The sequence below is a fragment of the Pantoea sp. JV6 genome, from assembly GCF_025910055.1.
In the GTDB taxonomy this organism is placed as follows: Bacteria; Pseudomonadota; Gammaproteobacteria; order Enterobacterales; family Enterobacteriaceae; genus Pantoea; species Pantoea agglomerans.
Genome location: NZ_JAPCIM010000012.1, coordinates 272899 through 297323, shown reverse-complemented (window position 1 = coordinate 297323; position 24425 = coordinate 272899). Strand labels below are relative to the sequence as shown.

The following is a 24425-nucleotide window of genomic DNA, read 5'->3' as shown; positions in this document are numbered from 1 at the left end:
CGTGGCGAAAGAAAAAAGGCGGGCATCGCGCCCGCCTGGATGGAGTCTCTGTTTTACCGCAGCCAGTTGGTTTTCGCCAGTTCTACCACCTCATCACCGCGACCATTCATGATGGCGCGCAGCATGTAGAGACTGAAGCCTTTAGCCTGCTCCATTTTGATCTCCGGCGGCATCGCCAGTTCCTCTTTGGCGGTAATGACATCCACCAGCACCGGGCCATCGTGGGCAAACGCCTGCTCCAGCGCGCCATTGAGATCAGATGCCTTTTCCACCCGGATACCCCGGATACCGCAGGCCTCGGCGATAGCGGCAAAGTCAGGATTCTCCAGCTCGGTGCCATCGGTGAGATAGCCACCCGCTTTCATCTCCATCGCCACAAAGCCCAGCACGCTGTTGTTGAAAATCACCAGTTTGACCGGCATTTTCAGTTGCGCCAGCGAGATAAAATCCCCCATGAGCATGCTGAAGCCGCCGTCGCCACACAGTGCCACCACCTGACGATTGCGATCAATCGACTGCGCGCCCAGCGCCTGTGGCATCGCGTTCGCCATTGAGCCGTGGTTAAACGAACCCAGCAGGCGACGTCTGCCGTTCATCTTCAGATAGCGCGCCGCCCAGACGGTCGGTGTCCCGACATCGCAGGTAAAGATGGCGTCATCACTGGCGTAGTGGCTGATCTGCTGTGCCAGATATTGCGGATGGATCGGCTGCTTGTCGTTGGGCTGCGCCAGCTCGTCCAGACTTTTTCGTGCCTCGACATAGTGCTTAACCGCGCTGTCGAGATGGCTGCGATCGCTTTTGTGCGTCAGCTGCGGCAGCAGCGCCTGCAGTGTGCTCTTCACATCGCCGACATAGGCCTGATCGACGTGACAATGTGACCCAAGGCTGCCCGGATTGATATCAATCTGGATGATTTTAGCCTTTTCCGGATAGAAGGCGCGATAGGGGAACTGCGTGCCCAGCAACACCAGCGTTCCGGCATTCATCATGGCGTGGAAACCGGATGAGAAACCGATCAGACCGGTCATGCCGACATCATAAGGGTTGTCATATTCGATGTGTTCTTTGCCGCGCAGCGCATGGACGATAGGGGCTTTCAGCGCTTCTGCCAGCGCCACCACCTCCTGATGCGCTCCGGCGCAGCCACTGCCGCACAGCAGCGTAATATCGCTGGCTTCGTTCAGCGTCTGCGCCAGCTGCGCCAGTTCGGCGGGCTGTGGCAGGACCTGCGGCAACTGTGGCGGATACCATTCCGCGCTGGCGCTCTCTGGCGCCAGTTTAAGCGCGACATCCCCAGGCAGCACCACCACCGAGACACCACGATTCAGAATCGCTTTACGCATCGCGATGCCCAGCACCTGCGGGAGCTGCTCAGGGTTCGAAACCAGTTCGCAGTAGTGGCTGCATTCGCGGAACAGCTCCTGCGGATGGGTTTCCTGAAAATAGCCGCTGCCGATTTCGCTGGAGGGAATATGTGCCGCAATCGCCAGAACAGGAACGCGGTTACGATGGCAATCGAATAGGCCGTTGATCAGATGTAAGTTGCCTGGCCCACAGGAGCCGGCGCAGACTGCCAGTTCACCGCTGATGTGCGCTTCCGCGCCCGCTGCGAATGCGGCGACTTCTTCATGGCGCGTCGGCATCCATTCAATGGTGCCCATGCGATTAAGACTGTCGCTCAGGCCGTTAAGGGAATCCCCGGTGACGCCCCAGATGCGTTTTACGCCCGCGCTTTCCAGCGTTTTGGCGACCAGCGCCGCGACGGTTTGTTTCATGCTCTTCTCCTTTATCGGCCCGCCCTGAAGAGTGACGTGACCAGAACCGAAAAAAGAAGCGTAGACGACACGGCAGAAAAGCAGGCGTGAAAAAATGCGCTGGCAGAGCTCAGCGCATATCAGACAGGATTCAGGCGGAGAAGAGGGCGATAAGAATCGGGGCCAGCAGGCTCATCACAAAGCCGTGCACAATGGCGGCCGGGACGATCTCATTGCCGCCCGCCCGCTGCAGCACCGGCAGGGTAAAGTCCATTGAAGTTGCGCCACACAGGCCCAGTGCGCTGGAGCGATGACGGCCAATCAGCGCCGGAATGAGCATGATTGCCACCAGTTCACGTATCAGGTCGTTGAAGAAGGCGGCGCTGCCGATGACCGGACCAAAAGCTTCGGTCATCAGAATGCCGGAGAGAGAGTACCAGCCAAAACCGCTGGCTAACGCCAGACCGGTTTTCAGCGGCACGCCCAGCAGCAACGCCGCAATCATGCCGCCGATAAGCGCGCTGACCAGCACTACGCTGGCAACCAGCAGGCCACGACGGTTCAGGATAATCTGACGCAGCGTCATGCCGCTGCCGCGCAGCTGAATGCCAACCAGAAACAGCAGGAAGATCAGCGCATATTCGCTGGCCGTCGAGGCGTGTTGCAGCAGTGGCCACTGGGTCAGGCCAAGCAGAAAACCGATGACAACCACGCCGCATAGCTTCAGAGAGTCCAGCGCCATATGCAGCCGCGAGGGCAGTTTCTCCTGCCGATGCGCATGCTGCCATGGGGCATATTTTTCCAGCCCGCGCAGCGCCAGCAGGTTGCACAGCAAAATACAGAAGGCCGCTACCAGCGCGGTGTGAAATACCGCCAGCAGATTGCTGCTCAGGTTGTCGAGAAAGGCCAGGCTGATGCCCATAAAGAACAGAATGACGTAAACCATCCAGCCCAGCAGCTGATTGACCCGGCGCAGGGTTGAAGTTTGACGGAACGGTAGCAGCCAGCCGGCGATCAGCGGCAGAAGAATAATCAGGAGTCCGGAGTACATAGCGATAAGGGCCATCCATGGTGGAAGAGGCCACACGCTAGCGAAAAAGCGTAACGGAGTAAACCCTGAGAAAGCGGCTTGACCGGCTCGCTGGCGGCAACCATGCTGTTTATAAACTGAGGATGGACGCCTATGATTCTGGAACATATCGACATTCGCGGTTTCCGCGGCATCAATAAGCTCTCACTGCCTTTAACCCAGACCAATCTGCTGATTGGTGAGAACGCCTGGGGCAAATCCAGTCTGCTGGATGCCCTGAGCCTGTTACTTTCGCCCCATGAACCGGCCTATGTTTTTACCGAGGCTGATTTCCATTTCACCCCAGGCGATGTGACCGATGCGATGCGCCGTCTGTCGGTGGTGTTCCACTTTCGCGATGACGGCAACGACCCGGATGCGTTGCTCTCGACCTTCTGGCAGCGTGATGCTCAGGGCCAGCGTCAGCTCTGTTACAGCGTTAGCGCCACCTGGCGTGACAGCGGTATCGAAACCCGCCGCCGTTTTGTTGACCTGAACTATCAGCTGTTGCCTGAGCAGAACTGCGCGGCGGCCATCGATCTTTTGCTGAAACGGTATCCGGTTCTGCGATTGCGCGATGCGCGTTTCAGTAAGCGGACGCGGAGTAGTGCGCCGCTCCCCACCGCACATCCTGAGCTACTGGCGGGTATGGAGACGCTGGCGCGCGATCTGGAGCACCATCCGCAACAGCTCAGCGATGAGGTGCTGCGGCAGGGGCTGAAGACGATGCAGCAACTGATGCAGCACTACTTCCTGGTGCAGCCGCCTGATGCGGGCAACGAGGTCAGGCTACGGGATCCACAGACGCGCGAGGGGGGACAGGGATGGCGGGCGCTGGATCACCTGAATCAGCTGATTGCCGGAACCGACTCCCGCAGCCGTCAGCTGATACTGCTGCAGATGTTTACCCTACTGATTGAGGCACGAGGAGACGTCCCGCTGGCCGCTGGTGCACGCCCGCTGCTGCTGATTGAAGATCCGGAAACCCGGCTGCATCCGATTATGCTGTCGGTAGCATGGAATCTGCTGAGGCTGCTGCCGCTGCAAAAAATCGCCACCACTAATTCGCCGGAGCTGCTGTCGCAGGTGCCGTTGGAAAACGTCTGTCGTCTGGTGCGTGGACCCTCGCGTGTAGCGGCCTGGCGCATCGGTCCAGAGGGACTGAGTGCCGAAGAGAGCCGGCGCATCGGCTTCCATATTCGGGTCAACCGGCCTGCTGCGCTGTTCGCCCGTTGCTGGCTGCTGGTGGAGGGAGAAACCGAAGTCTGGATCATGAATGAGCTGGCGCAGCAGTGCGGTTACAACTTCGCCGCTGAAGGCGTGAAGGTGATTGAGTTTGCGCAGTCGGGGTTAAAACCGCTACTGAAGTTTGCCCGGCGCATGGGTATCGCCTGGCATGTCCTGACTGACGGTGATCAGGCGGGGAATAAATATGCCAGTACGGCACGCACTCAGTTACAGCCGGGTGAACCGGAGCCGCGTTTTCTGACGCAGTTACCGGCGCTGGATATGGAAAATTTTCTCTATCAGCACGGCTTTCAGGATGTCTATCATCAGATGGCGCACCTGCCGTTAAACGTTCCGATGAGTTCCAGGCGTATTATTACTAAAGCGATTCACCAGAGCTCCAAGCCGGAACTGGCGATCGCAGTGGCTACGTCGGCGGCGGAACGCGGGCCAGAGGCCATCCCGCCATTGATGCGGCAGATGTTTGCCCGGGTGATTGGACTGGCGCAGGGCCAGGCAGATTAGGTGACATCGAACAGGAAAATGCCAGCGGCACTGGCTGGCATTTTTGGGTCTTTGTTCAGAAAGGCGATATGTGTCAGGCCACAGCCTGCACCTCGACCGGCACGATCAGGCTGGCGTGATTGCCTTTCGGGCCTTCGTGGACATCGAACTGAACCTGCTGGCCTGCCTTAAGCGTGCGGTAGCCTTCCATCTGAATGGTGGAGTAGTGCGCAAAAATATCTTCGCCACCGCCAATCGGACAGATAAAGCCAAAGCCTTTGGAATTGTTGAACCATTTAACTGTGCCCGTCTCCATGCTTTTACTTCCCTCGCAAGACATTTTATAAGTAGGTGAGGTCATCGAAGCTGTGAGTCGGATTTGATTAAAACTCAATCAGCCTGTGCAGCTAGAATGTAGAGAAAGCGCGGCTGACGTCAAGCAAACCACCGGGCCAGGTGGGGAAAAAATCATCAAAATTTGAGGCAGTTAACGCTATTGCGAATTTTGTGATGCAGGTCGCGCAGGGGAATTTCTGAATAAATTTTCAGCAGCGGCATGCGGCTTGACAGGCATGTTAAACTCTCAATATGTAGCTACTTAAAGGCTAAAAGCAAAATCTCAACGGAACACTATGGCAAACGCAAACGACTGGCTTAACTTTGAACATCTGGCCGACGATAAAGTACGTGAAGGGTTAAAGCCGCCTTCTATGTATAAAGTCATTCTGAATAATGACGATTATACACCTATGGAATTTGTTATTGACGTTGTACAAAAGTTCTTTTCTTATGATGTTGAACGTGCAACGCAGCTGATGTTGAAAGTTCACTATCACGGCAAGGCGATCTGTGGTGTATTTACTGCAGAAGTCGCCGAAACAAAAGCGGCCCAGGTGAACAACTATGCACGGGAAAATCATCATCCGTTGCTGTGTACGCTGGAAAAGGCCTGAACCCGTCTCCATATAGGAAACAGGTAAGGGCGATAATTGGGGGAGGTGCCTAATGCTCAATCAAGAACTGGAACTCAGTTTAAATATGGCTTTCGCCAGAGCGCGTGAGCACCGTCATGAGTTTATGACCGTCGAGCATCTGTTACTGGCGTTGCTCAGTAACCCGTCGGCCAGAGAGGCACTGGAAGCCTGTACGGTGGACATTGTGGCTCTGCGGCAGGAACTCGAAGCCTTCATCGAACAAACCACGCCCGTGCTGCCTGCCAGCGAAGAGGAGCGTGATACACAACCCACGCTCAGCTTCCAGCGCGTCCTGCAGCGTGCGGTTTTCCATGTCCAGTCATCCGGTCGCAGCGAAGTCTCCGGTGCGAATGTGCTGGTCGCCATTTTCAGCGAGCAGGAGTCGCAAGCGGCTTATCTGCTACGCAAACATGAAGTGAGCCGCCTTGATGTGGTGAACTTCATCTCTCACGGTACGCGTAAAGATGAGTCCGGCCAGGCGCCAGGCGCAGAAAATCCGGTTAACGAAGAGCAAGCAGGCGGGGAGGAGCGTATGGAAAACTTCACCACCAATCTTAATCAGCTTGCTCGCGTCGGTGGTATTGATCCACTGATTGGTCGCGATAAAGAGCTGGAACGTACCGTTCAGGTGCTATGTCGTCGCCGTAAAAATAACCCGCTGCTGGTGGGTGAGTCGGGTGTGGGTAAAACCGCCATTGCTGAAGGTCTCGCCTGGCGCATAGAGCAGGGCGATGTACCGGAAGTGATGAAAGACTGCACGATCTACTCGCTGGATATCGGTTCGTTATTAGCCGGCACCAAGTACCGTGGTGACTTTGAAAAACGTTTCAAAGCGCTGCTGAAGCAGCTGGAGCAGGACGAACACAGCATTCTGTTTATCGATGAGATCCATACCATCATCGGTGCGGGTGCTGCATCCGGCGGCCAGGTCGATGCTGCGAACCTGATCAAACCTCTTCTTTCCTCTGGCAAGATTCGGGTGATGGGTTCCACCACCTATCAGGAATTCAGCAACATCTTTGAAAAAGATCGTGCCCTGGCGCGTCGCTTCCAGAAGATCGATATCACGGAGCCTTCACCAGAAGAGACCGTGCAGATCCTGAATGGCCTGAAGACCAAGTACGAAGCGCATCACGATGTGCGCTATACCGCGAAAGCGGTGCGCGCAGCGGTGGAACTGGCGGTGAAATATATCAACGACCGTCATCTGCCTGACAAGGCGATTGATGTGATTGATGAAGCGGGTGCGCGTGCGCGCCTGATGCCAGCCAGTAAGCGCAAGAAAACCATCAACGTCTCTGACATTGAAACGGTGGTGGCCCGTATTGCCCGTATTCCTGAGCAAAGCGTGTCAGCAAGCGACCGCGATACGCTGAAAAATCTGGGCGATCGTCTGAAGATGCTGGTGTTTGGCCAGGACAACGCCATTGAGGCGCTGACGGAAGCGATCAAAATGAGCCGTGCAGGTCTGGGTCAGGATCGTAAGCCGGTCGGTTCCTTCCTGTTTGCCGGGCCTACCGGTGTTGGTAAAACGGAAGTCACCGTGCAGCTGGCGAAAGCGCTGGGCATTGAGCTGCTGCGCTTTGATATGTCCGAGTATATGGAGCGTCACACCGTCAGCCGTTTGATTGGTGCGCCTCCGGGTTACGTCGGTTTTGATCAGGGCGGCCTGCTGACGGATGCAGTGATTAAGCATCCTCATGCGGTGGTGTTGCTGGATGAGATTGAGAAAGCACACCCGGATGTCTTCAACCTGCTGCTGCAGGTGATGGATAACGGTATGCTGACCGACAACAACGGTCGCAAAGCGGACTTCCGCAACGTGGTGCTGGTCATGACCACTAACGCCGGTGTCCGCGAGACTGAACGTAAGTCGATTGGCCTGATTCATCAGGACAACAGCACCGATGCCATGGAAGAGATCAAAAAGATGTTTTCTCCAGAGTTTCGTAACCGTCTCGACAACATTATCTGGTTCAGTCACCTGTCACCAGAGGTGATCCATCAGGTGGTCGACAAGTTCATTGTCGAGTTGCAGGCGCAGCTGGATGCCAAAGGCGTGTCGCTGGAAGTCAGCGATGAAGCACGCGACTGGCTTGCTGAGAAAGGCTACGACAAAGCGATGGGCGCTCGTCCGATGGCGCGCACCGTGCAGGACAGCCTGAAGAAACCGTTAGCCAATGAACTGCTGTTTGGTTCGCTGGTGGATGGCGGCTCGGTGTCAGTGGCGCTGGATCGTGAGAAAGGTGAACTGACCTATCACTTCCTGAGTGCTGAAAAACGCAAAACCGAAGGCACTGTTCATTAATCACCTGCTGCAGATATGAAAAAGGCCGGATTAAAATCCGGCCTTTTTTTTCGCTGCAAATTGCAGAGCGATGAGATTACTGCAAATTAGCGACTACGGAAGACAATGCGGCCTTTGCTCAGGTCGTACGGGGTCAGCTCAACGGTCACTTTATCACCCGTCAGGATGCGGATGTAGTTTTTGCGCATTTTACCGGAGATATGAGCAGTAACCACGTGTCCGTTCTCAAGTTCTACGCGGAACATGGTGTTAGGTAACGTATCCAGTACGGTACCTTGCATTTCAATATTGTCTTCTTTGGCCATCGAATCCTCTGGGTGTACTACCTTTCAGTTGAACCGGCAAGATAATGCCCAATTCAACGATTTATGTAAAGAACCGTCGGCGATTTTGCCAACGCTTTGCCGGGGTGCACGTCAGTCGCGCGCATCCGGTAAAATTAGGGTGTTTATGTGACGTCTGCGGGGGATTAGCGGGCTAAGAATCTGTATCAACCGGTTACACGCGCACGATTGAAAACAGTTCCGAGAGTGCGTTGAGATTCCCAGCCTGGCAATTCCGGCTCGTTATTGCGAAGCGCGGACGACATACCAAACTCGACCATTATACCACTTAATACGCCTTTATGTGTGCAAAACATCTCTGTGCGACTAAAAAAGGGTTTGTGTCTGCCAGCAGCCATCGCTGACAGGCTGGCACGCAAGGCTTTGTACATATTGCAGATAGTCAGCGCGCGGGATCTCCTGCGCCCCCAAAGAGGCCGTATGAGGGTTAAGTACCTGACAATCCACCAGACGGCCCTGATGTCTGAGGAAATGCTGACAAAATACCCAAAGTGCGGTTTTTGACGCATTCTGCTGACGGCTGAACATTGATTCGCCGCAGAAGATTTGCCCCATCGCCAGCCCATACATGCCACCTGCCAGCTGATGTTCGTCCCATACTTCAATGGAGTGGGCGTGGCCCAGTTCATACAATCGCAACCAGGCGCGCTTCATTTCAAAGGTGATCCAGGTGCCTTCCTCACGACCGGTGGCACAGCCCTCGATCACCTCGGCAAATGACTCATTCATCGTCACCCGATAGGGCGAACGGCTGTGGAAACGCTTCATGCTCCGGCTGAGATGAAACTGCTCAGGCAACAGCACTGCACGGGGATCGGGCGACCACCAGAGAATCGGGTCGCCAGAAGAAAACCACGGAAAGATGCCGCGCTGATAAGCGTTAAGTAACCGGGCAGGGGAGAGATCACCCCCCATGGCCAGCAGGCCGTTTGGCTCGCGCAGCGCCATCTCCGGTGGGGGAAATTGCAAAGATTCCCGTGACAGTTGTACCAGTCTCATCGCGTTATGTTACCTATCAGCATTTCGCTAAGACTATAGCGCAATCCGCTGCCGGAAACGCCAGTACCGACCCGCTTTTGAGATTAATTCGGCATGACTTCCCTGTTCCACAATCACGCCATTATCCATCACGCAGATGCGATCCATCTGCTCCAGGCCGCTGAGCCGGTGGGTGACCATTATTACGGTCTTGCCAGCGGTCAGCCGCTGCAGCAGGGTGAGGATATGCTGCTCGGTTGTGGCATCCAGTCCTTCGGTGGGTTCATCCAGCAGCCAGAGATCGCCGTTATGCAGTAACGCACGCGCCAGCGCCAGCCGACGCAGTTCGCCGCCTGACAGCGGGCGACCGCCTTCTCCCATCCAGGCGTTTAATCCTTCCGGGCTCTCAAGCAGGCGCTGCAGGCCGACGTCATTCAGCACGCGGCGTAACTGCTCATCAGTAGCATCGGGACAGGCCAGCAGTAAGTTATCACGCAGGCTCTGACTGAAGAGATGCACCCGCTGAGTCACTACACTGATGCGCTGACGCAGCGCTGGCTCTGACCATGCGGTGATCGGCAGGTCATTCAGGCTGATGACACCGTGCTGGCTATCCCAGCCACGGGTTAACAGCGCCAGCAGAGTCGATTTGCCGCAGCCGGTCGGCCCCAGCAGTGCAATGTGTTCACCGGCTGCCACCTTAAGGGTAAAGCGGTTCAGCACCTTATCCGGGCGGTCGGGATAGCTGAAGTCGAGCTGATCGATATCGACTGCGAGACGTCCTGGCCGGGCATCTGAATCTGCCGGAAAGGTGATAGCGGGTGACTGATCGATAATGTCATTGACCCGCTGAGCGGCATTGATCACCTGTGACATGGGCAGAAAGGCCCCCGCAACTGGTGCCAGCGCCTCGAAAGCAGCCAGCGCGCAAAACACCACCAGGGCAATCAGCGAGCCGGGCAACTGCTGCTGGCTGATTGTCGCCGCACTGAGCCAGAGCAACAGTGTGACGGTTACGCCGCTGATCAGCAGCAGCAGGCTCTGTGCCGCAGCCTGCAAGCGCTGTTGCTGGCTCTGAGCCTGCTGCCAGCGCTGTTCATCTTCATCAAGTTGCTGACGCCAGTCCCGCGAGGCACCGTACAGGGTGAGTTCAGCCTGAGCCGCCAGCCACTGCATCAGCTGTAAGCGCCAGCGGGCGCGCCCACGGGCAATCGCGCCGCCTGCGGGCGATCCCAGAAGGTAAAACAGCGCTGGCATCACCACCAGGGTACTCAGCATGATGCCGCCCAGCGTCAGTGCAAGCTGAAGATCGATAAAGCTCATTCCGAGGGTAACCACGACAATCACCACCAGTGCGCCGATCAGCGGCGAGATGACGCGCAGATAGAGATGATCCAGCGTATCGACATCGGCCACGAAGCGGTTGAGCAGATCCGCCTGCCGGAACCGCGAAAGCTGGCCTGGCGAAAGGGCCATCAGGCGACTGAAGGTGTGGACACGCAAATGCTGAAGAACCCTGAATGTTGCATCGTGGCTGACCAGCCGTTCAGCATAGCGTGCGGCAGTGCGAATGATGGCGGCGCCACGTACGCCTGCCGCAGGCAGCATATAGTTGAAGGTATAGAGACCGGCTACGCCTGCCACTGACGAGGCGGCCAGAAACCAGCCTGAAAGCGTCAGCAGGCCGATGCTGGCCAGCAGGGTAACAATCGCCAGCACGATGCCCAGCACCAGGCGATAAGGGTGGCGCAGCCAGAGACGAAGAAAAGGACGCAAGGCGGACATCAGCGAATCTCCTGTTGACGATGCTTCAGCATCTCACTGAACGCACCCGGCTGTTGCGACAGCTGCTGCCAGTTACCCTGTTGCACCAGCTTACCGGCTTCCATTACCCAGAGGGTCTGCCAGTGACTTAGCGTATCAATCTGATGAGTTATCATCAGCGTGGTCTGGCGGGCTGCCGCCTGGTTAAGTGCCAGCATCACATGACGTTCACTGAGCGCATCCAGGCTGGCTGCGGGTTCATCGAGCAGCAAAAAATGCGAGGATTTATAGAGTGCGCGCGCGACCGCGACCCGCTGCGCCTGACCCACCGACAGCTGATTACCGCCATCGCCGGGCTGGGTGTCAATGCCCTGGGGCAGCCGAGGCAGGAACTCATTAATGCCGCACGACTCCAGCAGCGCCGCAAAACGCTCGTCATCCCAGGCCGCATTCATCACGATATTGTCGCGCAAGGTGGCGGCCGGTAACTGAGGATTCTGTCCTACCCAACTGAGCTGCTGATGCCAGTCACTCCGTCGTATATCGCGAAGTTCAACGCCATTCGCTTTCAGCGAACCCTGATAAGGCAGAAAACCGAGCAGGGCGTTCATCAGGGCCGTTTTACCGGCCCCGCTTTGACCGACCAGCGCAATCTGTTCGCCAGGGACGACAGTAAAAGAGAGCGGGCCGCACAACACATGACCATCAGGCGCACAGACACGCAGATCTTCGGCGGTAAGTGCGATTGAGCGATCGGCAGTGAAGGGCAACTGGCCTTCCTGCGGCGCGGTGGCAGGCGTCGCCTGCATAAAGGCTTCAAGGGCATCGGCACCGCCTACAGCCTGGGCTTTGGCGTGATAGAAAGCGCCGAGATCGCGCAGCGGCTGGAAAAACTCCGGGGCGAGGATCAGCACCAGAAAGCCGGCAAACAGCGTTACGCCCTGGCCGTAATCACCGAAATGCAATTCGCCCAGATAGGAGAAACCAAAGTAGACGGCCACCACGGCAATCGCCAGCGAGGCAAAAAACTCCAGCACGGCAGAGGAGAGAAAGGCTAAGCGCAGCACTTCCATGGTGCGCTGGCGAAAATCGGTGGTGGCGGCGGCAACCGCCTGCTGCTCCGCTGCGCCACGATGAAACAGCCGCAGCGTCTCTCTGCCGCGCAGGCGGTCGAGAAAGTTACCGCTCAGGCGGGCCAGCACCAGGAAGTTCCGGCGGTTAGCCTCGGCCGCACCCATCCCGACCAGCGCCATAAATAGCGGAATCAGTGGCGCGGTGGCAAACAGGATCAGACCCGCCGTCCAGTTGAGCGGAAAAATAGTCAGCAGAATGCAGCAGGGGATCAGAACCGCCAGGGTCATCTGCGGCAGATAGCGCGCGTAATACTCCTGCATCTCTTCGATCTGCTCCAGCAGCAGCGTCGCCCAGCTGCCGGCTGGCTTTCCCTGAATCCACGCCGGCCCCAGATCAGACAATCGGTCTAATACCTGCTGACGTAAAGCCTGACGGATAGCCTGCCCGGCACGATAACCGGTCAGTTCACGGGCATAGTTAATCAGGGCGCGAAGCACAAAGCAGAGCAGTAACAGCAGGATGCTGACAGTCAGGGATTCACGCGGCTGCTGGTCAACAATCAGAGCCTGCAGCAGCGAGGCCAGTAAACCCGCCTGAGCAATGATCAGAAGTGCACTTGCCATGCCCAGCAGGGTGTTGAGTCGCAACCAGCGACCGGCGAAATGACGTTGCTGACGAAGCCAGCGGGTAAGATGCTGCTGCCGCGATTTGTCCATGCGAGACCATGATGAATGTCGATGACGGGTGAAAATGGAAAGACATTTCCATCTCTTCAGGCGCAAGAATCTAGCATGAGAGCAATAAAAAAGGCGACGGAAAAACCGTCGCCTGGAACATTTGAGATCAGAGGGTTAACAACTTACTGATCGTTTTTAACCAGTCCGTCAAGAAAGCGCTCAGCGTCTAACGCGGCCATACAGCCGGTGCCCGCAGAGGTGATCGCCTGACGATAGATATGGTCCATCACATCGCCTGCCGCAAAGACGCCAGGGATGCTGGTCTGAGTGGCGTTGCCGTGCAGACCTGACTGAACTTTGATGTAACCGTTCTCCAGCGCCAGCTGACCCTCAAAAATGGCCGTATTCGGGCTGTGTCCGATAGCAACAAAAAGACCCGCCACCTCCAGCGCTTCTGTCTCATCACTGTTCTGGGTAGAACGCAGCGTCAGACCGGTGACACCCATCTGATCGCCCACCACTTCTTCCAGCGTGCGATGGGTGTGCAGCACGATATTGCCATTGCGCACTTTTTCCATCAGGCGGTCGATCAGGATCTTCTCTGCGCGGAAGCTGTCACGACGGTGAATAAGGTGCACTTCAGCCGCAATATTCGCCAGGTAGAGCGCCTCTTCCACAGCCGTGTTGCCACCGCCAATCACCGCGACTTTCTGGTTGCGATAGAAGAAGCCGTCACAGGTTGCACAGGCAGAGACGCCTTTGCCTTTGAAGGCCTCTTCGGAAGGCAGACCGAGGTAGCGCGCTGACGCACCGGTGGCGATGATCAGGGCATCTGCCGTGTATTCGCCGCTGTCACCCGTAAGGCGGAACGGACGGTTCTGCAAATCGACGGTGTGAATGTGATCGAAAATGATCTCAGTATTAAATTTTTCGGCATGCTCATGCATCCGCTCCATCAGCGATGGACCTGTCAGATCGTGCGGGTCGCCCGGCCAGTTCTCTACCTCGGTGGTAGTGGTCAGCTGTCCGCCTTTTTCCAGACCCGTAATCAGTACCGGGTTCAGGTTGGCGCGTGCAGCATAAACGGCTGCGGTATAACCCGCTGGGCCGGAGCCCAGAATGAGTAACTTACTGTGTTTGGCCGTACTCATGCGTTCCTCAGTTTCATTCGGCTGACATAGCCTGCGATTGTAGGGAATATCCGGCGACAATGACAAGGCTTAGGCAATTTTGTTAACGATAGCTGCAAACGGCGTAGACGATGAGCGACGGTTTTGCCTGGCCAATGCGCCAAAAGGGGGCAAAACTCGGGTTAGAGGGGTGCAATAGTGGAAAAATATTCATTTAAAAACAGATACCCAGCGGACTGTCTGGCATCTTGTCCTGAATTTGGTGATTTTACTTTGACAATCGCCTGCGCTTTTGCGAAAACATTATCAGAAGCGAATAACATTTATCGGAACAAAACAGGTTTTCATCGCCCGTTTTGCACGTAACACCGAATAAAAGCAGCCTGATATGGATAATGACGCATGCTGTGGACAGACAACATGCGTCATATCGATAGGTGTCAGAACACAGGCTCTGTTAGCTCACTTCAGAAATGCCCCGAACAATGAGCGTTTTCAGGGCGTGGCAGGTAAAGGGAAGGAATTAAGAGAGACAATAATAATGGTAGACAATAAGAAACGCCCCGGGAAAGACCTCGACAGAATTGACAGGAACATTCTGAATGAACTTCAGAAAGATGGTCGCATTTCAAACGTAGAGCTTTCCAAACGCGTAGGCTTATCGCCTACGCCATGTCTTGAACGCGTGCGTCGTCTCGAACGTCAGGGATTTATTCTTGGCTACACCGCGCAGTTGAACCCGCACTATCTGGATGCGTCGCTGCTGGTGTTCGTTGAGATTACTCTGAATCGTGGTGCACCGGATGTGTTTGAGCAATTTAACGCCGCTGTGCAAAAACTTGAGGAAACTCAAGAGTGTCACCTCGTTTCCGGCGATTTCGACTACCTGCTGAAAACGCGCGTACCTGATATGTCAGCCTACCGTAAGCTGCTGGGTGAAACCCTGTTGCGCCTGCCGGGCGTAAACGACACGCGTACGTATGTGGTGATGGAAGAGGTTAAACAGAGCAATCGACTGGTGATCAAAACTCGCTGATGCGGGGCAGGTGCAAAACCTGTGAGATTTCGGTACACTCCTGTGCATTCATACAGGATCAGCGTCGGGCTCGCCCGGCGCTGTTGCTTCTTACTTTACAGGCACCTGGAGAGTCCTCTTGAGCCAGGAATATACAGAAGATAAAGACGTTTCGTTACAATCGATGAGCAGTGGACGTCGTCTGCTGGAAGCAATGCTCATTCTGGTGGCGCTGTTTGCCATCTACCTGATGGTTTCTCTGGTCAGTTTTAACCCTTCCGACCCGAGCTGGTCGCAAACGGCCTGGCATGAACCTATCCATAATATCGGCGGCAGCGTCGGTGCCTGGCTGGCTGACACCTTACTCTTCATCTTTGGTGTGATGGCGTATGCCATTCCGCCCGTCATCCTGGGACTGTGCTGGATTGCTTTCCGTCAGCGCGACAGCCAGGACTACTTTGACTACTTTGCCGTCGGGCTGCGCTTAATTGGCGTCCTCGCGCTGGTGGTGACGACCTGTGGTATGGCGGCGCTGAACGCTGATGATATCTGGTACTTTGCTTCGGGCGGCGTGATCGGCAGCCTGGTCAGTAATGCTATTGCACCCTGGTTCAGTCCGGCTGGCGGCACGCTGATGCTGCTCTGCGTCTGGGCGGCGGGCATTACCCTTTACACTGGCTGGTCATGGCTCACCATTGCAGAAAGAATTGGTGGCGTAGTCATGGGCGTACTGACGTTTGCCAGCAACCGCTCACGTCACGATGAACCCTGGCAGGAAGAGGATGACGGGCGGGACGCGCGTGAATACGCGGATGTGCCTGAGCTTCATGCCGCCGATCAGGATGATGATGTGCTGCTTTCTGCCCCACGTGCAGCTGCTGAGCCTGCGGCGTCACAACAGGATCCGCTGCTGGCTAAAGCTGCAGCAGCCACCAGTGCGGCAGTCGCGGCCACCGCTGAAGCCGCCGAGGTGACCCTCGCCCCTGCAGCCACGGTGACGCCTGCACCTGAAACCGCACCTGCTGCTGCTGCTGCTGCGGTTACAGCTTCGGCGCCTGCCGCGTCAGCGACATCCATCCCTGCATCGCCGTCTGCACAACCTGCGCCTGCGTACGCACAGAGCGCGCCAGCTCCGCAGAGTGTGGCGAATTCCCCGACGCCGCCGCAGAGTGCTTCTGCACCCGCAGACTCACCACCGCTTTATCACTTTGAAATGCCAGACGACGCTCCGGCTACGCCGTCGTTCAGTGCTTACGACGATGATGAACCTAAAATGGGTAACTGGCGGGATACGTCAGCCATCCCTGCGGCATCGGCAGCCGCTGCATCCGCTGCAACGGCAGCCCAGGCAACAACGCGTACTGCGCCTGTTTTTGATTTAGCCCCTGAAACCAATCTCAATCCGCAGGTTAAACAAGGTATCGGCCCGGCACTGCCGCGTCCTAACCCGGTAAAACTGCCAACCCGTCGTGAGCTGGCCTCTTATGGCATTAAGCTGCCTTCCCAGCGCATGGCAGAAGAGAAAGCGAAAACGGAAGAGACCGAACCGGTTAGTGCTGGCTCCGTTTCCTCTGCTCCGGATGCTGAAGAGGCGCTGCAGCAGGCTGAACTGCGACAGGCTTTCCAGTCTGAACAGCAGCAGCGTTACGGCACCAGCTGGCAGCAGGACGAGGAAGATGAACAGGATGCACAGCAGCAGGATGCACTGGCGCGTCAGTTCGCCGAGCAGCAACAGCAGCGCTATGAGCCAGAAGTGAAAAAAGAGCCGGTATTCAATATTGATACCGCCTCAGCGTTTGATTTTTCACCGATGAAAGATCTGGTGGATGACGGTCCTTCTGAACCGCTGTTTACCATTGCTGCGACGCCAGAACCTGAAGCCCCAGCGGTTTCACACGAACCCTGGCAGCAGGTGAGTGAGGTTTCAAGACCTCAGGCTCCGGCTCATGTTCCTGCACCAGCCAGCTTTGCTCCGGCAGAGCCTGCCTATAGCGCCCCGGCAGCACCGTCTGAACCTGACTATGCTGCGCCTGCGGCAACCTCTGCGCCCGCTTATGGTGCCCCTGCGGCTCCTCAGGCTCCGGCGTACTCTGCGTCTGGCTATGGCACGCCAGCGGCAGCGCCGGTTCAGCCGGTGGAAGAGGCGAAACCTTCACTGCATGACAGCCTGATTCATCCTTTCCTGATGCGCCATGAGCAGCCGCTGGAGAAACCTTCCACGCCACTGCCTTCGCTGGATCTGCTGACCGCACCGCCTGAAGAGGAAGAGCCGGTTGATATGTTCTCGCTGGAGCAGACGGCCCGTCTGGTGGAGTCGCGCTTAGGCGATTATCGCGTCAAAGCGGAGGTGGTCGGTATCTCGCCTGGCCCGGTTATTACCCGCTTCGAACTCGACCTGGCACCGGGCGTGAAAGCAGCGCGAATCTCCAATCTGTCCCGCGATCTGGCGCGTTCGCTGTCGACGGTAGCGGTTCGTGTGGTGGAAGTAATCCCAGGCAAACCTTACGTAGGTCTGGAACTGCCAAACAAGCATCGTCAGACCGTCTATCTGCGTGAAGTGCTGGATTGCCCTAAATTCCGCGACAACCCTTCACCGCTGGCCGTCGTGCTGGGTAAAGACATTGCCGGTCAGCCGGTGGTGGCCGATCTGGCGAAAATGCCACACTTACTGGTCGCCGGTACCACCGGTTCCGGTAAGTCTGTGGGCGTGAACGCCATGATTATCAGCATGCTGTATAAGGCGACGCCGGAAGAAGTTCGCTTCATCATGATCGACCCGAAAATGCTTGAGCTGTCGGTCTATGAAGGTATTCCGCATCTGCTGACCGAAGTTGTCACAGACATGAAGGATGCTGCCAATGCGCTGCGCTGGAGCGTCGGTGAAATGGAGCGCCGCTATAAGCTGATGTCGGCGCTGGGCGTGCGTAATCTGGCGGGCTACAACGAAAAAGTGGAACAGGCCGAAGCGATGGGTCGTCCGATTCCCGATCCGTTCTGGAAGCCGGGCGACAGCATGGATATGACGCCGCCGGTTCTGGAGAAACTGCCTTACATCGTGGTGATGGTCGATGAGTTTGCTGACCTGATCATGGCAGTCGGTAAAAAGGTGGAAGAGCTGATTGCCCGCCTGGCACAGAAAGCCCGTGCTGCCGGCATCCATCTGGTACTGGCGACACAACGTCCATCTGTGGATGTCATTACCGGCCTGATCAAAGCGAACATTCCGACGCGTATCGCCTTTACCGTTTCCAGCAAAATTGACTCACGTACCATTCTCGATCAGGGCGGCGCGGAGTCACTGCTGGGTATGGGTGACATGCTCTACATGCCGCCGAACTCCTCGCTGCCGATTCGTGTTCACGGTGCGTTTGTTCGTGACCAGGAAGTGCATGCAGTGGTTCAGGACTGGAAAGCGCGTGGTCGTCCGCAATATATCGACAGCATTACGGCGGGCGAAGAGAGCGAAAATGCCGGTGGCATCGACAGTGATGAAGAGCTCGATCCGCTGTTCGATCAGGCGGTCGGTTTTGTGGTCGATAAGCGCCGTGCGTCGATTTCAGGCGTTCAGCGTCAGTTCCGCATCGGCTATAACCGCGCGGCACGTATCATTGAACAGATGGAAGCGCAGGGCATCGTTTCTGCACCAGGACACAATGGTAACCGTGAAGTGCTGTCGCCACCGCCACACGATATGTAGTGGCTAAATGTTTTGAAACACAACGCAATGAGCCAGTTCCGACTGGCTCATTGTTTTTATGCGGTTAAACCCCATATCTGAATCAGCTTTCGGTTTTTTCCTCTGTTCTGATGGCGGAACGGCGGCCAGGCTTAATGCAGTTATCGATGGGAACGTTTAAATAAGGAATTGAAGCAGATGAAATTACGCGTAATCGCTCTGGGCCTGTTGGCCACCTTTTCTTCAGCCAGCGTTCTGGCTGATGCTTCCAGTGATCTGCAACAGCGCCTGAACAAGGTCAGCAGCTTCCACGCCAGCTTCACCCAAAAAGTGACCGACAGCAGCGGCGCGAATGTGCAGGACGGCGAAGGCGAATTGTGGGTAAAACGTCCCAGCCTGTTTAACTGGCACATGACCGCGCCGGACGAAAGCATCATCATCTCCGACGGTAAATCGCTGTGGTTCTACAACCCGTTTGTTGAGCAGGCGACAGTCAGCCTGTTGCAGAATGCGACCAGCAACACGCCCTTTATGCTGATTGCCCGCAACCAGTCAAATGACTGGAAGCAGTACAATATCAAACAGCAGGGTGACAATTTTGAACTGACACCTAAGAACAGTGACGGCAACCTGAAACAGTTCACCATCCAGGTGACGTCCAGCGGGACCATCAACCGCTTCAGTGCTATCGAACAGGATGGCCAGCGCAGCGATTACCAGCTGAAAAGCCAGCAGAATGGCGCTATCAGCCCGGATAAATTCACGTTCACACCGCCAAAAGGCGTGACGGTGGACGACCAACGTCAGTGAGGTCACGGTGAGTAACCTGTCCCTGGATTTTTCCACCGAAAATTTCAAACCTCTGGCCGCGCGTATGCGGCCAGAAACATTGAAACAGTACATTGGTCAGCAACATCTGCTGGGCGCAGGCAAACCTCTGCCGCGCGCGATTGAAGCAGGGCACCTGCATTCAATGATCCTGTGGGGACCTCCCGGGACCGGCAAGACCACGCTGGCTGAGATCATTGCCCATTACGGTAACGCCGATGTGGAACGTATTTCGGCCGTCACCTCCGGCGTAAAAGAGATCCGTGAGGCGATTGAGCGGGCCCGTCAGAATAAACATGCCGGGCGGCGCACGATCCTGTTTGTGGACGAGGTCCATCGGTTCAACAAGAGCCAGCAGGATGCCTTTCTGCCCCATATCGAAGATGGCACTATTACCTTTATTGGTGCGACCACCGAAAACCCCTCTTTTGAACTTAACTCTGCGTTGTTGTCACGCGCCCGCGTTTACCTGCTGAAATCACTAACCCTGGAAGATATTGAGCAGGTGCTGGATCAGGCGATGCAGGATAAAGCGCGAGGTTATGGGGACAGTGACATCGTGCTGCCGGACAACACACGCAGGATGATCGCTGAACTGGTTAATGGTGATGCACGTCGGGCACTGAATACGCTGGAAATGATGGCTGATATGGCCGAAATCACCGCATCAGGTCAGCGGGAACTGACGCCGCAGCTGCTTAACGAAGTCTCTGGTGAGCGATCCGCGCGGTTTGATAATAAAGGCGATCGTTTTTACGATCTGATTTCTGCACTGCACAAATCGGTACGCGGTTCCGCACCGGATGCGGCGCTCTACTGGTATGCGCGCATTATCACTGCGGGCGGCGATCCGCTCTATGTGGCTCGTCGGTTGCTGGCTATTGCCTCCGAAGATGTCGGCAATGCCGATCCGCGCGGTATGCAGGTGGCAATTGCGGCCTGGGATTGCTTCACGCGCGTCGGGCCGGCAGAAGGGGAGCGCGCGATTGCCCAGGCCATTGTTTATCTGGCTTGCGCGCCTAAAAGTAATGCGGTCTACAACGCGTTTAAAGCCGCAATGCGTGATGCGCGCGACCATCCCGATTACGATGTGCCGGAACATCTGCGCAATGCCCCGACTAAGCTGATGAAAGAGATGGGCCTAGGTAAAGAGTACCGTTATGCCCATGATGAAACCAACGCCTATGCTGCTGGCGAAGTCTATTTCCCGCAGGAACTGGCCAGCGCGCGCTATTACACCCCAACCCAGCGCGGGCTTGAGGGCAAGATTGGTGAAAAGCTAAGCTGGCTGGCCGAGCAGGATCAAAATAGCCCGACAAAACGCTACCGCTGAAACAGACGTTACGGTAATGTGGGCAATGTTTTCAACGCATTCCGCTGGAATGCGTCCCTTCTTTCAACCAACTTTTTATACACAGGATAAGCATGCTCGATCCCAATCTGCTGCGTAACGAGCCAGACGCAGTCGCAGAAAAACTGGCACGCCGGGGATACAAACTGGATGTGGAAACGCTGCGTTCGCTTGAAGAGCGTCGCAAAGTGTTGCAGGTGGAAACAGAAAATCTGCAGGCAGAGCGTAACTCCCGATCCAAATCCATCGGTCAGGCCAAAGCACGTGGGGAAGACATCGAGCCGCTGCGTCAGGAAGTGAACGCGCTGGGCGAACGCCTGGATGCCGCAAAAGCAGAACTGGATGAACTGCAGAATCAAATCCGTGACTTCTCACTGGCACTGCCGAACATTCCGGCTGATGAAGTGCCGCTGGGCAAAGATGACAGCGAAAATCAGGAAGTGAGCCGCTGGGGTACCCCGCGCGAGTTCAGCTTCCCGGTTAAAGATCACGTTGAGCTGGGTGAAGCGGCTAAAGGCCTGGATTTTGCGTCTGCCGTGAAACTGACCGGTTCACGCTTTGTGGTCATGCAGGGGCAGATTGCCCGCCTGCACCGTGCACTGAGTCAGTTTATGATTGACCTGCACACCGAGCAGCATGGCTACCTTGAAACCTACGTGCCTTATCTGGTTAACCACGAAACGCTTTACGGTACCGGACAGCTGCCTAAGTTTGGCGAAGACCTGTTCCACACCCGTCCGCTGGAAGAGGAGTCAGACAGCAGCAACTATGCGTTGATTCCTACTGCGGAAGTGCCGCTGACTAACCTGGTGCGCGATGAGATCCTCGAAGAGGATAGCCTGCCGGTTAAACTGACCGCGCATACGCCGTGCTTCCGTTCTGAAGCGGGTTCTTACGGTCGTGACACGCGTGGCCTGATCCGTATGCACCAGTTCGACAAAGTTGAAATGGTGCAGATCGTCACGCCGGAGCAGTCAATGGATGCCCTGGAAGAGCTGACCGGTCACGCTGAGAAAGTGCTGCAGCTGCTGAACCTGCCATATCGTAAGGTTTTACTCTGCACCGGCGATATGGGCTTTGGATCGACTAAAACTTACGATCTGGAAGTCTGGCTACCGGCGCAGAATACCTATCGTGAAATTTCATCCTGTTCCAACATGGGTGATTTCCAGGCGCGTCGTATGCAGGCGCGTTGCCGCAACAAACAGGATAAGAAACCGCGTCTGGTTCATACCCTGAATGGCTCAGGGCTGGCCGTAGGCCGTACCCTGGTGGCGGTGCTGGAAAATTATCAGCAGGAAGATGGCCGCATCACTGTGCCTGAGGTTTTACGCCCCTATATGAATGGCGTCGAAATTATCGGCTAAGCAACAGTAACTCTCTGAACCCGGCCATGGCCGGGTTTTTTTATGTTATTGCTCCGGAAAAACTGTTCTGTCAGGCCTCAATTTAATCACAAATAAACGTTATCGATACCAGCCAGGCCGGAATGGCTAAAAACCTAGTTTTTCATAGAGATAGCATTTAGCGACCTGCCGCTTCTTACGATTGTAACCCACTGAAGATTAGTAAATTAAATTGTCGCACAGCAAAATGTGCTGCCGTTAAAATTCGCCCATTGACTTTAAAAAGGCCAGTGGCAAACTGCGCGCAATTTCCTTCATTTGCTCTGGTTTCTATCCCCTATGTCAACCTGGTCACGCCCCGTGATATTGCTGCTTTGCGGCCTGATGTTAATGACTGTCGCAATCGCCGTGCTGAATACGCTCGTTCCACTGTGGCTGACGCATGACTTACTGACAACCTGGCAGGTGGGCATCGTAAGCTCCTCCTATTACACCGGTAACCTCGCAGGAACTCTGCTGGCTGGCTGGTTAATCAGGCATTACGGCTTCAACCGCAGCTACTACCTGGCTACCTTGATGTTTGCCGTCGCAACCCTGTGCCTGGCGATGATGTCGGGTTTCTGGGCATGGAGTTCAATGCGTTTCATCGCCGGTGTCGGCTGTGCGCTGATGTGGGTGGTGGTCGAGAGCGCACTTCTGTGCAGCGGAACGGTACGTAATCGGGGACAACTGCTGGCGGCCTATATGGTTGTCTATTACATCGGCACCGTGACAGGCCAGTTGCTGGTCAGCAAACTGTCTACGGAATTACTCAGCGTGATTCCGTGGGTGACGTCGCTGGTCTTCTGCGCCGTGCTGCCGCTGGTCTTTACTCGCGTCTCCGCCAGCGGTGAAGCGACAGAAGCCGCTCCGGCCCGCATCTGGCCGATGCTGCGTCGCCGTAGCTCACGCCTGGGCATCAATGGCTGCATTATCTCTGGCATCCTTCTGGGCTCGCTTTATGGCCTGATGCCGCTTTACCTGTCACATCAGGGAATGAGTGATGCCAATGTGGGGTACTGGATGGCGTTGCTGGTCAGCGCAGGCATTGTGGGCCAGTGGCCAATTGGCCGTCTGGCCGATCGTTTTGGTCGCATGCTGGTGCTGCGAGTTCAGGTCTTTGTGGTTATCCTGGGTGCGATGGCCATGTTAACCAATGCCGCGATGGCGCCAGCGCTATTTGTTCTGGGACTGGCGGGCTTTACACTCTATCCGGTGGCGATGTCCTGGGCTTGCGAGACGGTCGCACATCATGAACTGGTAGCGATGAATCAGGCACTGCTGATGAGTTATACCGTGGGCAGTCTGGCTGGACCGGCAATGACCTCTGTTCTGATGCAGCATTATTCTGACCAGCTACTGTTCGTGATGATCGCTGCTGTGGCGCTGATTTATCTTGTGATGCTGCTGCGCAAAGCGAATCATCAGGCTACGCCAGTGGCACATGCCTGATCGCTGAACAGCAAAAAGGGAGCGTTAAGCTCCCTTTTTTTGTGGCAGATTCTTCAGTACATCACTTCGTGGCCATAGCTGGCGAGAATGTTTTTCACGCGCTCCATTGTCTCTTTGCTCGGTGGCTTCACCCCGTCCAGCTTGTACTCTTCACCCATCGCAATCCATTTATGCTTACCCAGTTCGTGATAGGGCAGCAATTCAATCTTCTCAACGTTCTCCATATCACGCGTGAATTCCCCCAGCCGATGCGCGGTGTCATCATCGTCGGAATAGCCGGGCACCACGACAAAACGAATCCATGTCCGTTTGCCTTTTTTCTGCAGGTAACGGGCGAAGTCCAGCGTACGGTGATTAGAGACACCCACCAGAATCTGATGGACGTCATCATTCATCTGTTTCAGGTCGAGCATCACTAAGTCGGTAACGTCGAGCAGTTCATCGATCACCGGATCATAGCGGCGTACGAAGCCGTTGGTGTCGAGACAGGTATGAATACCTTCGGCCTTACAGGCACGGAACCAGTCGCGCACAAATTCAGCCTGAAGAATGGCTTCACCGCCTGAGGCCGTGACGCCGCCACCAGAGGCGTTCATAAAATGGCGATAGGAGAGTACATCCGCCATCAGCGCTTCGACGCTGATCTCTTTGCCACCGTGAGTATCCCAGGTGTCGCGGTTGTGACAGTAGAGGCAGCGCATCAGGCAGCCCTGGAAAAAGGTGATAAAACGGATACCGGGACCATCGACGGTGCCGCAGGATTCAAATGAGTGGATACGACCGTTAACTGACATTGCGATGTTTTCTCCAGTAAGTCTGCCGGGACAGACGGCGCAATCTCTGTTGCGCTCAGGGCAGGAAATCGATTCTGGTGGGAACCTTGATGGAGATGACCACCAGAACAGACTTTTAATT

At 55.9% G+C, this 24425-nt stretch carries 18 protein-coding genes; 9 read left to right on the top strand and 9 right to left on the bottom strand.

Translation table 11 applies throughout. From position 1 onward, the window contains the following. Window positions 1-53 precede the first annotated feature (53 nt). Together poxB and OK412_RS11640 are read right to left on the bottom strand one after the other, a co-directional pair. The gene (gene poxB / locus OK412_RS11645; protein ID WP_033757117.1) at window positions 54-1775 is read right to left on the bottom strand and encodes a ubiquinone-dependent pyruvate dehydrogenase; all 1722 of its coding nucleotides are present in this window, start codon (window positions 1773-1775) and stop codon (window positions 54-56) included. 130 nt (window positions 1776-1905) lie between these two features. Then, window positions 1906-2805 carry a lysine exporter LysO family protein gene (locus tag OK412_RS11640; protein ID WP_010254448.1) on the bottom strand — a complete coding sequence of 300 codons (900 nt, stop codon included), beginning with the start codon at window positions 2803-2805 and terminating at the stop codon, window positions 1906-1908. Between the two features lie 132 nt (window positions 2806-2937). On the opposite strand from OK412_RS11640, the gene OK412_RS11635 reads away from it, so the two are divergent. Then, the gene (locus OK412_RS11635) at window positions 2938-4575 is read left to right on the top strand and encodes an ATP-dependent nuclease (RefSeq protein WP_264353191.1); all 1638 of its coding nucleotides are present in this window, start codon (window positions 2938-2940) and stop codon (window positions 4573-4575) included. Window positions 4576-4648: 73 nt separating this feature from the next. On the opposite strand, the gene cspD is transcribed toward OK412_RS11635, so the two are convergent. Continuing rightward, window positions 4649-4870, bottom strand: a complete 222-nt coding sequence (gene cspD, locus OK412_RS11630; RefSeq protein WP_010254451.1) for a cold shock-like protein CspD — start codon at window positions 4868-4870, stop codon at window positions 4649-4651. Between the two features lie 316 nt (window positions 4871-5186). On the opposite strand from cspD, the gene clpS reads away from it, so the two are divergent. Beyond that, window positions 5187-5507: an ATP-dependent Clp protease adapter ClpS gene (gene clpS / locus OK412_RS11625; protein WP_010254453.1), complete on the top strand. Its 321-nt coding sequence runs from the start codon at window positions 5187-5189 to the stop codon at window positions 5505-5507. Between the two features lie 52 nt (window positions 5508-5559). After that, the gene (gene clpA, locus OK412_RS11620) at window positions 5560-7836 is read left to right on the top strand and encodes an ATP-dependent Clp protease ATP-binding subunit ClpA (protein WP_010254457.1); all 2277 of its coding nucleotides are present in this window, start codon (window positions 5560-5562) and stop codon (window positions 7834-7836) included. An 86-nt stretch (window positions 7837-7922) separates the two neighbouring features. On the opposite strand, the gene infA is transcribed toward clpA, so the two are convergent. The 5 genes from infA to trxB all read right to left on the bottom strand — a co-directional run bounded on the left by infA (window position 7923) and on the right by trxB (window position 13824). Further along, window positions 7923-8141, bottom strand: coding sequence for a translation initiation factor IF-1 (gene infA / locus OK412_RS11615; RefSeq protein ID WP_002211347.1), 219 nt, complete (start codon window positions 8139-8141; stop codon window positions 7923-7925). A gap of 345 nt (window positions 8142-8486) precedes the next feature. After that, the gene (gene aat, locus OK412_RS11610) at window positions 8487-9179 is read right to left on the bottom strand and encodes a leucyl/phenylalanyl-tRNA--protein transferase (RefSeq protein WP_010254921.1); all 693 of its coding nucleotides are present in this window, start codon (window positions 9177-9179) and stop codon (window positions 8487-8489) included. Window positions 9180-9212: 33 nt separating this feature from the next. Next, window positions 9213-10943: a heme ABC transporter ATP-binding protein/permease CydC gene (gene cydC, locus OK412_RS11605; protein WP_264353187.1), complete on the bottom strand. Its 1731-nt coding sequence runs from the start codon at window positions 10941-10943 to the stop codon at window positions 9213-9215. Next, window positions 10943-12712 (bottom strand): heme ABC transporter permease/ATP-binding protein CydD, encoded by a 1770-nt coding sequence (cydD, locus tag OK412_RS11600; RefSeq protein WP_033757126.1) that lies wholly within the window; start codon window positions 12710-12712, stop codon window positions 10943-10945. Before cydD ends, cydC begins: the two co-directional genes overlap by 1 nt. Before the next feature lie 143 nt (window positions 12713-12855). Beyond that, window positions 12856-13824: a thioredoxin-disulfide reductase gene (trxB, locus tag OK412_RS11595; RefSeq protein WP_003849329.1), complete on the bottom strand. Its 969-nt coding sequence runs from the start codon at window positions 13822-13824 to the stop codon at window positions 12856-12858. Window positions 13825-14344: 520 nt separating this feature from the next. Here trxB and lrp point away from each other — a divergent pair. The 6 genes from lrp to OK412_RS11565 all read left to right on the top strand — a co-directional run bounded on the left by lrp (window position 14345) and on the right by OK412_RS11565 (window position 23510). After that, complete coding sequence (lrp, locus tag OK412_RS11590; RefSeq protein ID WP_006118610.1) at window positions 14345-14839, top strand: leucine-responsive transcriptional regulator Lrp; 495 nt, start codon at window positions 14345-14347, stop codon at window positions 14837-14839. A gap of 118 nt (window positions 14840-14957) precedes the next feature. Next, entirely contained in the window at window positions 14958-18515 is a 3558-nt protein-coding gene (locus OK412_RS11585) for a DNA translocase FtsK 4TM domain-containing protein (RefSeq protein ID WP_264353186.1), read from the top strand. A gap of 177 nt (window positions 18516-18692) precedes the next feature. Next, entirely contained in the window at window positions 18693-19304 is a 612-nt protein-coding gene (lolA, locus tag OK412_RS11580; protein WP_003849334.1) for an outer membrane lipoprotein chaperone LolA, read from the top strand. A gap of 7 nt (window positions 19305-19311) precedes the next feature. Further along, window positions 19312-20655, top strand: coding sequence for a replication-associated recombination protein A (locus tag OK412_RS11575; RefSeq protein WP_033757131.1), 1344 nt, complete (start codon window positions 19312-19314; stop codon window positions 20653-20655). 92 nt (window positions 20656-20747) lie between these two features. Further along, window positions 20748-22040 carry a serine--tRNA ligase gene (serS, locus tag OK412_RS11570; protein ID WP_010254930.1) on the top strand — a complete coding sequence of 431 codons (1293 nt, stop codon included), beginning with the start codon at window positions 20748-20750 and terminating at the stop codon, window positions 22038-22040. 318 nt (window positions 22041-22358) lie between these two features. Beyond that, on the top strand, window positions 22359-23510 hold the full coding sequence (locus OK412_RS11565) for an MFS transporter (protein ID WP_187499900.1): 1152 nt from the start codon (window positions 22359-22361) through the stop codon (window positions 23508-23510). A 53-nt stretch (window positions 23511-23563) separates the two neighbouring features. Here OK412_RS11565 and pflA read toward each other — a convergent pair whose 3' ends face one another. Further along, complete coding sequence (gene pflA, locus OK412_RS11560) at window positions 23564-24304, bottom strand: pyruvate formate lyase 1-activating protein (RefSeq protein WP_010254935.1); 741 nt, start codon at window positions 24302-24304, stop codon at window positions 23564-23566. Between the last annotated feature and the right edge of the window lie 121 nt (window positions 24305-24425).

Excerpts from the sequence above, each read along its gene's own strand:
- aat (WP_010254921.1), bottom strand. The coding sequence starts at position 9,179 with ATGAGACTGGTACAACTGTCACGGGAATCTTTGCAATTTCCCCCACCG.
- infA (WP_002211347.1), bottom strand. The coding sequence starts at position 8,141 with ATGGCCAAAGAAGACAATATTGAAATGCAAGGTACCGTACTGGATACG.
- trxB (WP_003849329.1), bottom strand. The coding sequence starts at position 13,824 with ATGAGTACGGCCAAACACAGTAAGTTACTCATTCTGGGCTCCGGCCCA.
- clpA (WP_010254457.1), top strand. The coding sequence starts at position 5,560 with ATGCTCAATCAAGAACTGGAACTCAGTTTAAATATGGCTTTCGCCAGA.
- cydD (WP_033757126.1), bottom strand. The coding sequence starts at position 12,712 with ATGGACAAATCGCGGCAGCAGCATCTTACCCGCTGGCTTCGTCAGCAA.
- OK412_RS11635 (WP_264353191.1), top strand. The coding sequence starts at position 2,938 with ATGATTCTGGAACATATCGACATTCGCGGTTTCCGCGGCATCAATAAG.
- cydC (WP_264353187.1), bottom strand. The coding sequence starts at position 10,943 with ATGTCCGCCTTGCGTCCTTTTCTTCGTCTCTGGCTGCGCCACCCTTAT.
- lolA (WP_003849334.1), top strand. The coding sequence starts at position 18,693 with ATGAAATTACGCGTAATCGCTCTGGGCCTGTTGGCCACCTTTTCTTCA.
- serS (WP_010254930.1), top strand. The coding sequence starts at position 20,748 with ATGCTCGATCCCAATCTGCTGCGTAACGAGCCAGACGCAGTCGCAGAA.
- OK412_RS11640 (WP_010254448.1), bottom strand. The coding sequence starts at position 2,805 with ATGTACTCCGGACTCCTGATTATTCTTCTGCCGCTGATCGCCGGCTGG.
- pflA (WP_010254935.1), bottom strand. The coding sequence starts at position 24,304 with ATGTCAGTTAACGGTCGTATCCACTCATTTGAATCCTGCGGCACCGTC.
- poxB (WP_033757117.1), bottom strand. The coding sequence starts at position 1,775 with ATGAAACAAACCGTCGCGGCGCTGGTCGCCAAAACGCTGGAAAGCGCG.
- OK412_RS11565 (WP_187499900.1), top strand. The coding sequence starts at position 22,359 with ATGTCAACCTGGTCACGCCCCGTGATATTGCTGCTTTGCGGCCTGATG.
- clpS (WP_010254453.1), top strand. The coding sequence starts at position 5,187 with ATGGCAAACGCAAACGACTGGCTTAACTTTGAACATCTGGCCGACGAT.
- lrp (WP_006118610.1), top strand. The coding sequence starts at position 14,345 with ATGGTAGACAATAAGAAACGCCCCGGGAAAGACCTCGACAGAATTGAC.
- cspD (WP_010254451.1), bottom strand. The coding sequence starts at position 4,870 with ATGGAGACGGGCACAGTTAAATGGTTCAACAATTCCAAAGGCTTTGGC.